13 protein-coding genes are annotated in these 13,657 nt (G+C 55.4%); 4 read left to right on the top strand and 9 right to left on the bottom strand.

Annotation, left to right across the window (positions count from 1 at the left end):
* The first annotated feature begins 141 nt into the window (after positions 1 to 141).
* Complete coding sequence (locus tag AB1I49_RS00700) at positions 142 to 2,730, top strand: DEAD/DEAH box helicase family protein (protein ID WP_407721143.1); 2,589 nt, start codon at positions 142 to 144, stop codon at positions 2,728 to 2,730.
* A gap of 164 nt (positions 2,731 to 2,894) precedes the next feature.
* Here the strand turns inward: AB1I49_RS00700 and AB1I49_RS00695 are convergent, their stop codons facing one another.
* The 3 genes from AB1I49_RS00695 to AB1I49_RS00685 are packed head-to-tail and all read right to left on the bottom strand — an operon-like array spanning position 2,895 to position 3,860.
* Positions 2,895 to 3,140: a spore coat protein gene (locus AB1I49_RS00695; protein WP_201427887.1), complete on the bottom strand. Its 246-nt coding sequence runs from the start codon at positions 3,138 to 3,140 to the stop codon at positions 2,895 to 2,897.
* Positions 3,141 to 3,153: 13 nt separating this feature from the next.
* Complete coding sequence (locus tag AB1I49_RS00690; RefSeq protein ID WP_201427886.1) at positions 3,154 to 3,327, bottom strand: hypothetical protein; 174 nt, start codon at positions 3,325 to 3,327, stop codon at positions 3,154 to 3,156.
* 44 nt (positions 3,328 to 3,371) lie between these two features.
* The gene (locus AB1I49_RS00685; protein ID WP_407721142.1) at positions 3,372 to 3,860 is read right to left on the bottom strand and encodes a hypothetical protein; all 489 of its coding nucleotides are present in this window, start codon (positions 3,858 to 3,860) and stop codon (positions 3,372 to 3,374) included.
* Between the two features lie 171 nt (positions 3,861 to 4,031).
* Here AB1I49_RS00685 and pckA point away from each other — a divergent pair, with 171 nt between their 5' ends.
* Positions 4,032 to 5,645: a phosphoenolpyruvate carboxykinase (ATP) gene (pckA, locus tag AB1I49_RS00680; protein ID WP_201427884.1), complete on the top strand. Its 1,614-nt coding sequence runs from the start codon at positions 4,032 to 4,034 to the stop codon at positions 5,643 to 5,645.
* Between the two features lie 117 nt (positions 5,646 to 5,762).
* On the opposite strand, the gene plsY is transcribed toward pckA, so the two are convergent.
* Genes plsY through AB1I49_RS00665 form a run of 3 tightly spaced genes read right to left on the bottom strand, consistent with a single transcriptional unit; the run spans position 5,763 to position 8,942 of the window.
* Positions 5,763 to 6,398 (bottom strand): glycerol-3-phosphate 1-O-acyltransferase PlsY, encoded by a 636-nt coding sequence (gene plsY / locus AB1I49_RS00675; protein ID WP_201427883.1) that lies wholly within the window; start codon positions 6,396 to 6,398, stop codon positions 5,763 to 5,765.
* Positions 6,395 to 7,282 carry a DegV family protein gene (locus AB1I49_RS00670; RefSeq protein WP_407721141.1) on the bottom strand — a complete coding sequence of 296 codons (888 nt, stop codon included), beginning with the start codon at positions 7,280 to 7,282 and terminating at the stop codon, positions 6,395 to 6,397. Before AB1I49_RS00670 ends, plsY begins: the two co-directional genes overlap by 4 nt.
* Positions 7,283 to 7,295: 13 nt before the next feature.
* On the bottom strand, positions 7,296 to 8,942 hold the full coding sequence (locus AB1I49_RS00665; protein ID WP_407721140.1) for a DAK2 domain-containing protein: 1,647 nt from the start codon (positions 8,940 to 8,942) through the stop codon (positions 7,296 to 7,298).
* A 204-nt stretch (positions 8,943 to 9,146) separates the two neighbouring features.
* Here AB1I49_RS00665 and AB1I49_RS00660 point away from each other — a divergent pair, with 204 nt between their 5' ends.
* Positions 9,147 to 9,920 (top strand): YARHG domain-containing protein, encoded by a 774-nt coding sequence (locus AB1I49_RS00660; RefSeq protein WP_407721139.1) that lies wholly within the window; start codon positions 9,147 to 9,149, stop codon positions 9,918 to 9,920.
* A 41-nt stretch (positions 9,921 to 9,961) separates the two neighbouring features.
* Here the strand turns inward: AB1I49_RS00660 and AB1I49_RS00655 are convergent, their stop codons facing one another.
* Entirely contained in the window at positions 9,962 to 10,876 is a 915-nt protein-coding gene (locus AB1I49_RS00655) for a GTP-binding protein (protein ID WP_201427879.1), read from the bottom strand.
* On the bottom strand, positions 10,873 to 11,364 hold the full coding sequence (locus AB1I49_RS00650; RefSeq protein WP_201427878.1) for a flavodoxin family protein: 492 nt from the start codon (positions 11,362 to 11,364) through the stop codon (positions 10,873 to 10,875). Before AB1I49_RS00650 ends, AB1I49_RS00655 begins: the two co-directional genes overlap by 4 nt.
* A gap of 159 nt (positions 11,365 to 11,523) precedes the next feature.
* Between AB1I49_RS00650 and AB1I49_RS00645 the strand changes: the two genes are divergently transcribed.
* Positions 11,524 to 13,044, top strand: a complete 1,521-nt coding sequence (locus AB1I49_RS00645; protein WP_316609725.1) for a sodium-dependent transporter — start codon at positions 11,524 to 11,526, stop codon at positions 13,042 to 13,044.
* A 45-nt stretch (positions 13,045 to 13,089) separates the two neighbouring features.
* Here AB1I49_RS00645 and AB1I49_RS00640 read toward each other — a convergent pair whose 3' ends face one another.
* Complete coding sequence (locus AB1I49_RS00640) at positions 13,090 to 13,656, bottom strand: manganese efflux pump MntP (RefSeq protein WP_399552657.1); 567 nt, start codon at positions 13,654 to 13,656, stop codon at positions 13,090 to 13,092.
* Position 13,657: the final 1 nt, after the last annotated feature.

The following is a 13,657-nucleotide window of genomic DNA, read 5'->3' as shown; positions in this document are numbered from 1 at the left end:
AAGGAAAATTGACAAAAATATTCCCAATAGTGCATTGTATTATATGGCGAATTTATGGTATACTGTTAAAAACAGACAAAATATCCGATATATCGGACGTTTTGTGTGATTTATACAGCATTTTATCCAAGGAGTGTTACCATGAAAAACTTCGGGAATATCCGTTTCAGCGGCACCTTCCGCGATTATCAGGCGCGCGTCCTCCAAAACGCCAACCGCCACCTCGCCGACAGGCGCATTCACATCGTCGCCGCTCCCGGCAGCGGCAAGACCATTCTCGGGCTTGAGCTTATCCGCGGACTGGGCAAGCCTGCCGTAGTGCTCTCGCCCTCCGTAATTATCCGTCAGCAGTGGGGTGAGCGCTTCGAGGGCAGCTTCCTCCCCGAGGGCGAGAACGCGGACGGCTACGTTTCCTTCGACCTCAAAACTCCCGCGCTCATCACCTCCGTCACATATCAGGCTCTCCACGCCGCGATGAACAGGCTGCAGCTCGACGACCGCGACGAGGAAACAGGCGAAAGCGAGAACTTCACGGGCTTTGACCTCATTAAGACGATGAAGGAAGCCGGCGTCAAGACCGTCTGCCTCGACGAAGCCCACCACCTGCGCAGCGAATGGCAGAAGGCTCTCGAGAGCTTCCTCAAAAAGCTCGGCAGCGACATCACCCTCATCGCGCTCACCGCCACACCGCCCTACGACTCAAAGGCGAACGAGTGGAAGCGGTACCACGACCTCTGCGGCGACATCGACGAGGAGATATACGTGCCCGACCTCGTCGCGCAAAAGACACTCTGTCCGCACCAGGACTACGTTATCTTCAACTACCCCACCCAAGAGGAGCTGCAGATGATAAACGAGCGGCGCGCAAAGGCAGTCGCCCAGGCTCAGGCTGAACTCAAAAGCGGGATTTTCGCTCAGGCGGTGCAGGAAAGCGGTATACTATTTAAATGGGCAGACTTTGAGGAGGAAATCTACGCGCGTCCCGAGGAATTTGCCTCGCTCTTAATGGCGGCGGCTGTGTCGGGCGTGAAGCTAAGCGCCCGGGCTCAGCGGCTCGTCGCGGACTACAGCGACCGGAAGCTCAGTTCCGACGACCTCGAGCGCGCCATGCAGCTTATCATCGACCGTCCCGACCTCTTCGGCAGGGAACGCGCCGAAGAACTCCGCGGCAGACTCGAGAGCCGAATGATGCTCGACCGCGGCCGCGTCTGCATCGAGAACAACGCCGCCGTCGAGAAGGCGTTCATATCCTCCGTCGGCAAGCTCGACAGCATAGCGCAAATCGCACGGAGCGAGATGAACAACCTCGGTAAAAATCTGAGAATGCTTATCCTCACCGACTTCATCAAAAAAGACCTCGTGTCGCTCATCGGCAGCACCGAAAAGCTCACGACGATGGGCACCGTGCCGATTTTTGAGCAGGTGCGCCGCTCGTGCAGCGCCGATATCGCGCTTCTCTCGGGCACGCTCGTCATTCTGCCCGACAAGATCCTTCCCCAGATAAAGGAAATGGCTAAGTCCGCCGACGTGGGCTTCTCGTCAGCTCCCATCGAGGGCGTAGGCTACAGCAGGGTGAATTTTCAGGGCTCCAACAAGAACAAGGTCTCGCTCATCACCGAGGCGTTCAACAAGGGGCTGTTCCAGATTCTCGTCGGCACAAAGGCTCTGCTCGGCGAGGGCTGGGATTCTCCGTGCATAAACTCGCTTATCCTCGCGAGCTTCGTCGGCAGCTTCATGCTCTCGAACCAGATGCGCGGCAGGGCTATCCGCACCGACAGGAACGACCCTCAGAAGGCTTCGGATATCTTCCACCTCGTCACCCTCGACCCCACCGTCAGCGACAGACCCGCCGGCGCGGACTGGGATACCGTCAGCCGCAGGTTCGACTGCTTCATGGCGCCTGCCTACAGCAGCCGCGTTATCGAGAGCGGCACCGACAGGCTCGATATCATCAAGCCGCCGTTCAACGCGCAGACCGTCCCTCAGCTCAACGGACGAATGCTCGCCCTCGCCGCCGACAGGGAACGCATGAAAAAGAGCTGGGAGGTATCCTACCGCGCGACTCCGACGCAGAAGCCCGAGGTCAGCGACACGGTCGAAACAGAGGGCGTACCCGTCAAGCTCGGCGGCGGCAGCCTCACCACCGCTATCCTCACGGCTGTGCTCTTCGGAATACTTATACTCATCGTCATGGCGGCGCTTTGCGTGCCGTTCTGGATAAGGCTAGTGCTCGTGCTTATCCTCGCGGGTATCGGAATTCCCGTGTGCATAATGCTGTTCAAAAAGGCGAACGGCGCTTCAAATCCGCTCGAAAACTTCCGCATAGCCTCAGAGGCTGTGCTCGAAACGCTCAAAAAGGTCGGCGTTATCACCTCGCGCGACGCGAAATCCGAGATTTTCAGCGAGAACGGAAGGCTCTTCGCCGCTCTCAAGGGCGGTACCCAGCGCGAAAAACAGGTTTACTCCCAGGCTCTCGGCGAGCTGCTCTCGCCTATCGACAACCCGAGATACGTGCTCATGGGCGACAGCAACGGAGTCAACAGCATGGCAGTCCCGTCGGCGGTCGGCAATAAAAAGGAAAACGCCGAGATACTCGCCTCTCTGCTCAAAAACAGAATGCAGGTCGTCTACACGCGCAGCGAAAAAGGCAGAGCCGCGCTGATGCTCTGCCGCAAGAATTCGGTCATGGGTCAGGCGAAGAAGGTCAATGTAAAGCGAGCGTCGATTTAAATTGAAAATGAAAAATGGAAAATGGAAAATTTTGGGCGGGACACCCGCACCCGATTTTTATTGCCGCAAAAACAATAACCCGGAGCGAAGCGACCCGTAATTTTCAACTTTCAACTTTCAACTTTCAATTAAAAAGGACGGAAGGTTTCCCTTCCGTCCTTTGCTTATGCCTGTGCGAACTTCTGCTTTACCTCGTTGATCTTGCACTGCTGTACCTGCTCGGTCGGGTACCAGCCCTTGGACTGCATCTTCGAGTAGATCTCGTCCTGCAGCCGAAGAGATGCGTTGAGCGAGGTGTTGAACGTCTGGTGGACGTCCGTGCTCGAGGATTCGATCGTGCCGTGCATGAACAGCTCGCATGCTCCCTTTTCGAGCATGAGCATATTTTCCATCAAATCTCTGTCATTCATCGCGCGCACCCCCTTACAGCAAGCCCATGAAGCTGCGGAATATCTCGCTGTGCTTCTGCTCAAGCTGCTGAGCAAAGCGTTTCAGCTCGCCGTCCTCGATCCTGCCCGCGGTGTCGCGGCACTGGGTCTGGAAATACTGCTCGTGGCCGAGCGCGTCTTCAACATACAATAATTCTTTTTCTGTCATGTCAATTACCTCCTGTGAGGTTATTGTTGACAGCTTCTCCTCAATTATTCAATCTTCGTGAACAAATATGAGGTCGCCTCGTTGTTATAATAAAATGTCAGCGTGAGCACTCCGCGGTCGTACTTGAGCTTCTCTTCCTTGTTGCCGTACATGATATCGACCGTGGTCTGGTTGAAGGTGTAGCTGCCGTTGTTCTCAACGCCGCCGAGGACTGCCTTGCAGCTTCCGTCCTCCTTGAAGTCAAAGCTGAATTCCTTGCCTTCGCTCTCGAGCTCGGAAAAGTTGATGATCTCGCCCTTTAGCTTGACCTTCGTCGCCTGCCATTTGCCGACGATTTTTGAGTTGTCGTCCGAGCCGCAGCCCGCAAAGCACAGCAGCACAGCTGCGCATATCAACAGACACGCGATTATTCTCCTCACGTTTCTCACCCTTTCGGTATCATTATAATCAGTATAGCACGCTTTCGGGCGTTCGTCAAATCCCGTCGGATTTTGCAGAGGCAGGTTTTGGGGGTAATTTTGCGGTATTTGCATGGAAATAATTCATTTTCGCGCTGCAGGAGCGGTTCTGACGCGCCGTTTTGCAATTATTGGCTGAAAAAACTGCATTTTATGCGGTTTATTTGTACGTGCGCCGATATTGACAACCGCCGCTTCGCTATGGTATCATGTATTTGTAATCTTATATCAGAAGGAGTATGCACAATGGCAAACATTGATTTAACAAAGTACGGCATCACAGGCGCCGCCGAAATCATTCACAATCCCTCCTGCGAACAGCTCTTCAAGGACGAGACCGACCCCTCTCTCGAGGGCTTTGACGTCGGCGTTGAGACCGAGCTGGGCGCTGTCAACGTAATGACAGGCGTTTACACAGGCCGTTCACCTAAAGACAAGTTCATCGTTATGGACGAGAAGTCAAAGGACACCGTTTGGTGGACTACTCCCGAGTATCCCAACGATAACCACCCCGCTACCGAAGAAACATGGGAAGCCTGCAAGAAGCTCGCTCTCGACGAGCTCAGCGGCAAAAAGCTCTATGTCGTAGACGCTTTCTGCGGCGCGAACAAGGACACCCGCATGGCTGTACGCTTCATCATGGAGGTCGCTTGGCAGGCTCACTTCGTTGAGAACATGTTCATCAAGCCCACCGCTGAGGAGCTCGAGAGCTTTGAGCCGAACTTCGTTGTTTACAACGCTTCCAAGGCTAAGGTCGAGAACTACAAGGAGCTCGGTCTGCACTCCGAGACAGCCGTTCTCTTCAACGTTTCAAGCCGCGAGCAGGTTATCCTCAACACATGGTACGGCGGCGAGATGAAGAAGGGTATGTTCTCTATGATGAACTACTTCCTGCCGCTTCAGGGCATCGCTTCAATGCACTGCTCCGCAAACACCGACATGGAAGGCAAGAACACAGCTATCTTCTTCGGACTTTCGGGTACAGGCAAGACCACCCTTTCCACCGACCCCAAGCGTCTGCTTATCGGCGACGACGAGCACGGCTGGGACGACAACGGCGTATTCAACTTTGAGGGCGGCTGCTATGCTAAGGTTATCGGTCTTGACAAGGAGAGCGAGCCCGACATCTACAACGCTATCAAGAGAGACGCGCTGCTCGAGAACGTAACCGTAAAAGAAAACGGCGTTATCGACTTCGACGACAAGAGCGTTACCGAGAACACCCGTGTTTCCTATCCCATCGAGCACATCGAGAAAATCGCGAAGAACGTAAACGGCGTTTCTGCGGGTCCCGCTGCCGAGAACGTAATCTTCCTTTCCGCGGACGCGTTCGGCGTACTGCCTCCCGTATCTATCCTCACTCCCGAGCAGACTCAGTACTACTTCCTCTCGGGCTTTACCGCTAAGCTCGCCGGTACAGAGCGCGGCATCACAGAGCCGACTCCCACCTTCTCCGCTTGCTTCGGTCAGGCGTTCCTCGAGCTGCACCCCACAAAGTACGCTGAGGAGCTCGTAAAGAGAATGGAAAAGAGCGGCGCAAAGGCGTACCTCGTAAACACAGGCTGGAACGGCACAGGCAAGAGAATCACCATCAAGGATACACGCGGCATCATCGACGCTATCCTCGGCGGCGACATCAAGAACGCTCCCACAAAGACTATCCCCTACTTCGGCTTTGAGGTTCCCACAGAGCTTCCCGGAGTTGACACAGGAATCCTCGACCCCAGAGATACATACGCAAATCCCGCTGAGTGGGACGAGAAGGCTAAGGACCTTGCCGCAAGATTCATCAAGAACTTCGACAAGTACACCACCAACGAGGCAGGCAAGGCTCTCGTTGAGGCAGGCCCCAAGCTCTGATTTGAGAGTTCAGAGTTAAATCGCTGATCAACAGAGGTTTGGCATTACGCCAAGCCTCTGATTTTTTAGAATTAAAAAGGCTCACCCTTACCGAGTGAGCCTTTAATTAATCTATTGTCAGCTTGCCTTCTTGCTCTTGAGCGAGAACTTGCTTTCCTCTCCTCTGAGGAGCTTTGCGAAATTCTCGTGGTGGCGCAGAATGATCAGCGCAGCGCCCGCGATAGCGAGGATCTCCACCCAGATGTTCGCAACTCCGAGGAACGGAAGGATTATCGGGCAGAAGAGCGACGCCGTGCACGAGGCGACGGACATGTATTTGAGCGTGAAGAGCACGAGTAAGAACAGCGCCATTGCCATGAGCGTCATTCTCCAGTCGACGAACCAGATCGTCGCAAAGCCTGCCATGAACGCCTTGCCGCCCTTGAACCTGTACCACACGGGGAAGCAGTGGCCGAGCATCGCGCAGAGTCCCGAGAACTGTGCGCCGAACTGCCACTGGTCAAAGTACGCCCACATCACCCACGCGGTGATGGATACGACGAACATCGTCTTGACCACGTCGAAGATCAGCACCAGCCATGTGACGAGTCCGTTGCCGTAGACGCGCTTGTAGTTGGTAAAGCCCGGATTGCCGCTGCCCTTTTCGCGGATATCCTCGCGGTGAAAGAGGCGTGAGGCGACGATCGCGCCGTTGAGACCGCCCATGAGGTAGGAAACGACCGCGGAAACCGCAAGTACGACCGCCATCATCATACGGTGAACCTCTCGCAGCTCTTGCCCCAGCTGAAAATGCCGACAGCGTCGGCGCCGATGGACGCGCCGATGATGGGTCCGATGTAGCCGATCTCGACCTTGACGTCCGGGAGCTTCTCGTTGAGGAGCTTCTCAACTTCCTTAGCCTCGTCCTCGCAGTCGGCGTGAACGACGTATATGAACTCGTTGTCCCCGGGGATAATGCCGTCGACGGTCAGGTTAACGATCTCCTCGAGGGAGTTGAGACGACCCTTGACCTTCTTGATAGCGATGTTGTCGCCGTTCTTGTCGGAAACGAGAATGGGCTTTACACCGAGCAGGTTGCCGAAGAACGCTGAGGAAGCCTTTACTCTGCCGGCAGCCTTGAGCGCGTTGAGCGAGTGTACGGTTACGAACTGGTTGACGTTGTTCTTTAGCTCGTCGAGCCTGTCGGCGATCTCGTCAGCGGAAAGACCCTCGTCGCGGAGCAGAGCGCCCTTTACGGCGACAAGACCCTCGCCGCCGCAGGCGTTCAGAGAGTCAACGCAGCGGATCGTTGCGCCGGGATAGTCCTTGAGCATCTCCTCGGCTACCTTTCTGCCTGTGTTGACGGAGCCTGAGAGCTTTGAGGAACAGGCGATGTAAACGATGTCGAAGCCCTCGTCGAGGAACTTCTTGAAGCCGTTCTCGAAGTTAACTGCAGGAACCTGAGTTGTGGTAACGCGGTTGCCGTCGCGGATAGTATCGTACAGATCCTTGGGGCTGTAGTATTCCCAGTCGAGGCTCGCGGGAGTTTCCTTCGCGTCGCGGACTGTGAACATCTGCAGATAATCAATGTCATACTTCTCTCTGATCGACTTCTTGAGGTCTGAGCAGGAGTCGGTGACGATTTTAATCTTTCTCATTATTATTCTCTCCTTATTCCAATATAATTATATAGTCATAAATCGGCTGGCCGCCGTCTATCATAACAACTTCCGTGCGTCTGTACGCCTTCGAAAGCTCCTTCTGCAGCTTATCGCTCTCGTCGGAGCTTACGTCCTCGCCGCAGCACACGAGCATGATGTCGTAGCGCTTGGCGTTCATCTTCTCGGCGAGCACAAGCGCCGCCTCTGCCCTGTCGGGTGAGTCGACATATATAGTATCGCCGACAAAGCCGATGTAGTCGTCCTTCCTGACGCTCACGCCGCCCATCTCGGTATCGCGGACAGCCTTTGAGACCGTGCCCGTTACTACGTCGGCGATGATCTCTTTGAGCGACTCGATGATAGCGTCGGTGTCGCCGATCTCTGTGTCGAGCATCGAGATAGCTGCATAGCCCTCGCCGATCGTCTTGCTGGGTACGACGCGCACGTCGGAGCCTTTGTAAATCTCAGCCGCCTGATTCGCGGTCATGATGATGTTTGAGTTATTCGGGAAAACGAAGATAACGTCGGCGTTGATCTGCTCGAACGCGGAGATCATATCCTCCGCCGAGGGGTTCATGCTCTGGCCGCCGTCGACAACTACGTCGCAGCCGAGGTTGAGGAAGGTTTCCTTTATGCCCTTGCCCGCCGCAACGCTGACGATTCCGAAGGGCTTACGGGGCTTTTCGATGCGTGACTTGAAGCTCTCGCCGCCGTGAACCTCGTTGTGCTGGAGGGTCATGTTCTCGACCTTTATCGTGAGGAACTCGCCGTACTGCTGTACGTGGTTGAAAACGTCGCCGGGCTTCATTGTGTGGACGTGAACCTTGACAATGCTGCCCTCCTTGAAGCAGACGACGGAGTCGCCGACGCTGCCGAGCCACTCAATCAGCGGATTTACGTCGAAGGTATCGATGTCGACCTTCGCGCGCTGCAGGCGGAGAAGGAACTCCGTGCAGTAGCCGAACTCGAGCACGCTGTCCTCTGTGAAGGCATTGAGGTCTACGTTCTTTCTCGCCGCCGATGTTTCGGCAAGCTCGGTCATCTCGCCCGAAAGCGCCTTTGCCATGCCCTCGGCGATATAAATAAAGCCTGCGCCGCCGCTGTCGACAACGCCTGCCTCCCTGAGCACGTCGAGCAAATCGGGTGTGCGCTCGAGCGAGCGGCAAAGCTCGTAGTGCAAGTCCTCGAAGTAGGTTTCCATGCTTGTTCCGCCCGTGATACAGGTGCCCGCGTAACGGACAGCGTCGCGGTATACGGTGAGGATTGTGCCCTCGACGGGTACAGACACCGCGCTGTAGCTCTCCTTGACGCCGCTCTCCATCGCCTTGTGGAAGGTGCGCACGTCAGCCTCGTCGACGCCCTCAAGACCGCGCGCGATTCCCGCGAAGATTCGCGAGAGGATTACGCCGCTGTTGCCGCGCGCGCCGAGCAGCATTCCGTTCGCGGCAAGACGCGCAGCCTCGCCCACGGAAGCAGGTTCGTCCGCGAGAGCAACTACGCCCGCGTCGATCGTCAGAAACATATTGTCGCCCGTGTCGCCGTCGGGGATCGGGAACACGTTGAGGTCGTTGACCTCCTTGACCTTGTTTTTTAGTGAAGCGGCGCCGTTTTTTATCATCGCGGCAAGCAGCGCTCCGTTTACCGATGTTGTATTCATATTAACTCCTTGAAGATAAATTGCGGAAATTATCCAAACGAATTAATTATAACACATAATTCGACATATTTCTACAGTTATTGTAATGTTTTTGCTGGAAATTTATCGGCTTTTTCACAGCAAACCGCCCGTACGTCAACCCCACCTATTGACTTTTTCTGCCGGAAAAGGTACAATAATGCCATAAAAAGAGGAGGCGGTGTTATGAAAAACAACCAACCGAAATCGAATAAGGGTCTGATAGCCGTTATGGTGCTGATTATCGTCGTGATTCTGATTCTCAGCGGCGTTGTCGGATATATGCTCTTCGGCGAGCAGCTCGGGCTGACAAAGCTCTTTTCGCACGAAACCACCGCTCCCGCGACCGGGGAAATAACCACCGCCGCCGTGACTACCGCCGAGCCTACCACAGCGGAGCCGACATGGGAGGTTCCCGATATCGTCGGCATGAAGGCTAACGACGCTTACACCGCCCTCAACCACGCGGGTACGAGGTTCGAGATCAAGCGCGAGTACAGCGAGGACGTCGACGCCGAGCACGTCATCAGCCAGAGCCCCGACGCGGGTACGGTCATCAAGGACTCTGAGAAGGTGCTCGTCATCATCTCGAAGGGCGTTGACCAGCCGAATACAACTCCGCCCGCGACCCGGCCCTCGACGGGCGCGACCTCGCCGACAAAGAAACACAGCTCGGGCAGCTCCGGCGACTACATTCTCGACGGCTCCGACAAGCGATACGTTAGCTTCAACGAGGTCACTCCGCTCAGCGAATGGGAAATGACCATCGCGCTCAACGAGATCTACGCGCGCCGCGGCAGGAAGTTCAGCACGCCCCCGCTGCAGAAATATTTCAGCTCAAAGAGCTGGTACAAGGGCACGATCTCGCCGTCGGACTTCAACGAAGGCTCGCTCAATCAGTATGAAGCGGCAAATGTACAGACGATCCTCGCGGTGATGAGTGAACGCGGATACAGATGATAAAAAAACACGGGTCAGTTCAGGCTGACCCGTGTGGTGTTTTAAAAGTATTTATTAATTGCTTCTTCGTGCAGCTCTTCACCTATCACGATTATGATTTCCTGACCGTTTTTTATCGGGGTGACGGACGTTTCTTCCCGGGTGGCGTTCAGCTCCTTCCAGCCGCTGTCGCTGAAAAAGCCCTTTATCCTGAACACGTTGCCGCAGCTCTTGTCCGCGAAGATTTTCTCTACCTTATCGCGCAGCACGTCCTCGGTGAAGCTGCGCTCCATGAAGTACACCGACTGATAGCCCTCGGTGTCGAGCCGCTTGACAAAGCTCTCGCTGCGGTAGCCGCTGCCGAGAATTTCCTCAAAATCCGCGTCAGTAAGCTCGTCCCACGGCTTTGTGATAACGTCCGCGCCGAACCTGCGCGCACAGCCGAATCGTTCCGCCGCGCGGTTGAGACGGCTGATCGTGTTCTGAATCTGCTCTGGAGTCGCGTTTTGGGATTTGCTCAGCACTACCCTGCCGGCGCCTGCGACCTGAGAGAGAAGGATATACTCGGACTGCTCGCTGAGCTCGCCGAGGTTCGCGTCGACGACCGCGATAACGCTGCCGATTTGGTACCAGCTGTCGAGCGGCGGCTCGCACAGTGAGTCGAAGAACTCGTCAACGTCAAAGATACCCGACGGCTCGATCAGCACGCGGTCGTAGTCTGACATTCCGAGCGCGATCAGCTTCGTCTTGAAACGGCGGCGGTGGCAGTCCGCGCAGCAGCCGCCCGCGACAGCCTCAACGCCGCAGCTCTCGCCCTCCAAGTCCTGCAGCAGCATTACGTCGACATTGACCGCGCCGTAGTCGTTCTCGAGAATACCGACGCGGCTTCCGCGCCGCAGAAGGAAGTCTGTATAGCGGCGGATAAAGGTAGTCTTGCCCGCGCCGAGAAAGCCCGTTATCAGGTCGATTTGCTTCATCTTCCGAGCACCGCCGCGAAGTCGCCGAGCTTTGCCTCGTTCTCCTTGTGCGCGTCCTTCTTGTTAGGCTCGAAGAATATCATCTCAGGCTCGATCTTGTCCTTTCCGAGGCACTTAGCGAGCTTTCTGTTAGCCTTCTCCGCTCCGTTGCCGAGCTGTGTGAAGAACGCCGCGAGCTCCTTGCCGCCGAGAGCGTCCCTGTTGTCCTCAATGAACGTGCGGATCGGCGGTGCGGGCGAGCTCGCCCATACGGGAGAGCCGAAAACGACGCGGTCGTATTTCTCCGCGTTGAAGTGATAGGGCTGCAGCTTCGGCTTTGAGCCTGCGACAGCCGCTCTGCCGCCGACGATGAATTTCTTCGCGCCCTCATTCGGGTACTCCTTCACGGGGGTGAGCCGCAGCAGATCAGCGCCTGTTTTTGCGGCGAGCTGCTGAGCGATTTTCTTTGTGAATCCGCCGAGGGAATAGTAAACAATTACGGTTTTCATATCTGTGGCTCCTTTCGCAGTCATTATTATATTATACATAATATTATAAACTTTTGGGATGATTTTTTCAATAGATATTGCAGAAATACTGTGCCTTGTGTTATAATAGGTACAATCTTTTGTCTTGAATGACATAATGAAAAGGAGAATTGAAGAAAAATGGAAAAAAGAGGTATGTGGAGTTCCCGCCTTACCTTTATCCTTGCCGCTGTCGGTTCCGCGGTAGGATTGGGCAACGCGTGGAGATTCCCGGGTCTCGCCGCTAAGCACGGCGGCGGTACGTTTCTGGTGGTTTACCTGCTGGCAATGCTGCTGATGGGTATTCCGCTTCTTATGATGGAGATTTCGATCGCGCGCAAGTTCCGCCGCGGCGCTATCGAATCCATGCGCGGTATCGGCAAGAAATGGGAGTTTGTCGGCTGGGCGGCAACCTCGAACGCGTTTGTAATCGTCTGCTACTATTCGGTTGTATTCGCGTGGGTTATCCTGATGTTCGTAAACTCGTGGCAGTTCGCCGGCATGACAGCTGACAACGAGGCGGCTTCAACCCTGTTTTTGAACCTGACACAGACCACAGCCGCTATCGACGGCGGCAATATCCCCGGCATCGTGCTCGTTTGTCTGCTCATCGCGTGGGGGCTGATCTTCTACTGTATCCGCAACGGCGCGAAGTCCGTCGGCAAGGTAGTAAAGTTCACCGTATTCGCCCCCGTAGTTCTGCTGCTTATCATGGCGGTCAAGGGCTGCACGATGGAAGGCGCTATGGACGGCATCAAGATGCTCTTCGTTCCCGACGTCAACGCGTTCTCTGACCCGACGCTCTGGGTCGACGCTATCGGTCAGGTATTCTACAGCCTGTCGATCATGATGGCTATTATGTTCGCTTACGGCTCCTACGTCGGCGACGACGCGGATATCGCGGCTGACGCGATGATCATCGCGTTCTCCGACATGGCGGTCAGCGTTCTCTCGGGTATCGTAATGTTCTCGACCATGGGCGGTACCGGAATGCTCGGCGACATCACCGCGAGCGGCATCGGCACTGCGTTCTTCGTATATCCCACCGCGATCGTCAACCTCACCAACATCGGCTGGCTCAACGCGGCGTTCGGCGCTATCTTCTACTTAATGCTTATCACACTCGCCATCGACTCGGCGTTCTCTATCGTTGAGGGTATCTCGGCGGCGATCTCCGACAAGTTCCACCTCAAGCCCAAGACCGTAACCATCGCGGTCTGCGCTATCAGCGGACTTATCTCGCTCGTATTCATTACACAGGCAGGTCTTGCGTGGCTCGACATCGTGGACAACTGGACTAACCAGATCAACCTCATTCTCATCGGTATTCTCGAGTGCATCGCGATCGGCTGGACATTCAACCTCCGCAAGGTGCTCACCGAAGTCAACCGCAACGCAAAACGCTTCAAGATGCCGTTCGCGTGGTTCGCGGCTTCGATCAAGTTCATCTCTCCGCTGCTGCTCGCGGGTCTGTTCGTTTGGAACATGATCACCCTCTTCTCAACCGAGGGCGGCTACGGCGGATATCCCATCTGGGCGCAGATCGTCGCAGGCTGGGCTGTATCGGTGCTCGTATTCATCAGCGGATTCATCGCCAAGGGCGTTATCGCAAAGATGAAAAAGAAAGGCTACACCGAGGACGAAATCGTCTGGAAAGACTAGTGCAAAAAAGGCTGACCGCAAGGTCAGCCTTTGATTTTTCGCTGATTAATCAAAAAACAAATGCTCGATTAGTATCTTTACGCCCATAGCTATGAGCACTATGCCGCCGACAAGCTCCGCCTTTGACTTGTACTTCGCGCCGAACACGTTGCCGATCTTCACGCCGACCGCCGAAAGGATAAAGGTAGTCGCGCCTATCATCGACACCGCGGGCACTATCGAAACATCGAGGAAGGCGAAGGTCACGCCCACAGCGAGCGCGTCTATGCTCGTTGCCACCGCGAGCGGCAGCATCGTCTTTGGCGAGAAGGAGTCGTTGAGGTTCTCCTCCTCGTTCTTGACCGCCTCGCGGATCATGTTCGCGCCGATGAGCACCAGAAGCGCGAAGGCTATCCAGTGGTCAATGCTCTTTATAAGGCTCTCGAACTGCCTGCCCAGCAGCCAGCCGATAACGGGCATAAGCGCCTGAAAGCCGCCGAAGTACAGTCCGCAAATGAGATTGTGACGGGGCTTCAGCCGTCTTACCGACAGACCCTTGCAGATCGACACGGCGAAGGCGTCCATCGACAGTCCCACCGCGATTACGAATAACTCAAGATATGACATAATAATC

It is taken from the genome of Ruminococcus sp. NATIVEDY160 (assembly GCF_045819885.1).
GTDB lineage: Bacteria > Bacillota > Clostridia > Oscillospirales > Acutalibacteraceae > Ruminococcoides.
This window is presented reverse-complemented; position numbering and strand designations above follow the sequence as displayed.

Coding starts and splice junctions, on each gene's coding strand:
- AB1I49_RS00695 (WP_201427887.1), bottom strand. CDS start 3,140: ATGAATGACAGAGATTTGATGGAAAATATGCTCATGCTCGAAAAGGGA.
- AB1I49_RS00670 (WP_407721141.1), bottom strand. CDS start 7,282: ATGAGAAAGATTAAAATCGTCACCGACTCCTGCTCAGACCTCAAGAAG.
- AB1I49_RS00665 (WP_407721140.1), bottom strand. CDS start 8,942: ATGAATACAACATCGGTAAACGGAGCGCTGCTTGCCGCGATGATAAAA.
- AB1I49_RS00645 (WP_316609725.1), top strand. CDS start 11,524: ATGGAAAAAAGAGGTATGTGGAGTTCCCGCCTTACCTTTATCCTTGCC.
- AB1I49_RS00655 (WP_201427879.1), bottom strand. CDS start 10,876: ATGAAGCAAATCGACCTGATAACGGGCTTTCTCGGCGCGGGCAAGACT.
- AB1I49_RS00660 (WP_407721139.1), top strand. CDS start 9,147: ATGAAAAACAACCAACCGAAATCGAATAAGGGTCTGATAGCCGTTATG.
- AB1I49_RS00685 (WP_407721142.1), bottom strand. CDS start 3,860: ATGCAAATACCGCAAAATTACCCCCAAAACCTGCCTCTGCAAAATCCG.
- AB1I49_RS00700 (WP_407721143.1), top strand. CDS start 142: ATGAAAAACTTCGGGAATATCCGTTTCAGCGGCACCTTCCGCGATTAT.
- AB1I49_RS00690 (WP_201427886.1), bottom strand. CDS start 3,327: ATGACAGAAAAAGAATTATTGTATGTTGAAGACGCGCTCGGCCACGAG.
- AB1I49_RS00650 (WP_201427878.1), bottom strand. CDS start 11,364: ATGAAAACCGTAATTGTTTACTATTCCCTCGGCGGATTCACAAAGAAA.
- plsY (WP_201427883.1), bottom strand. CDS start 6,398: ATGATGATGGCGGTCGTACTTGCGGTTTCCGCGGTCGTTTCCTACCTC.
- pckA (WP_201427884.1), top strand. CDS start 4,032: ATGGCAAACATTGATTTAACAAAGTACGGCATCACAGGCGCCGCCGAA.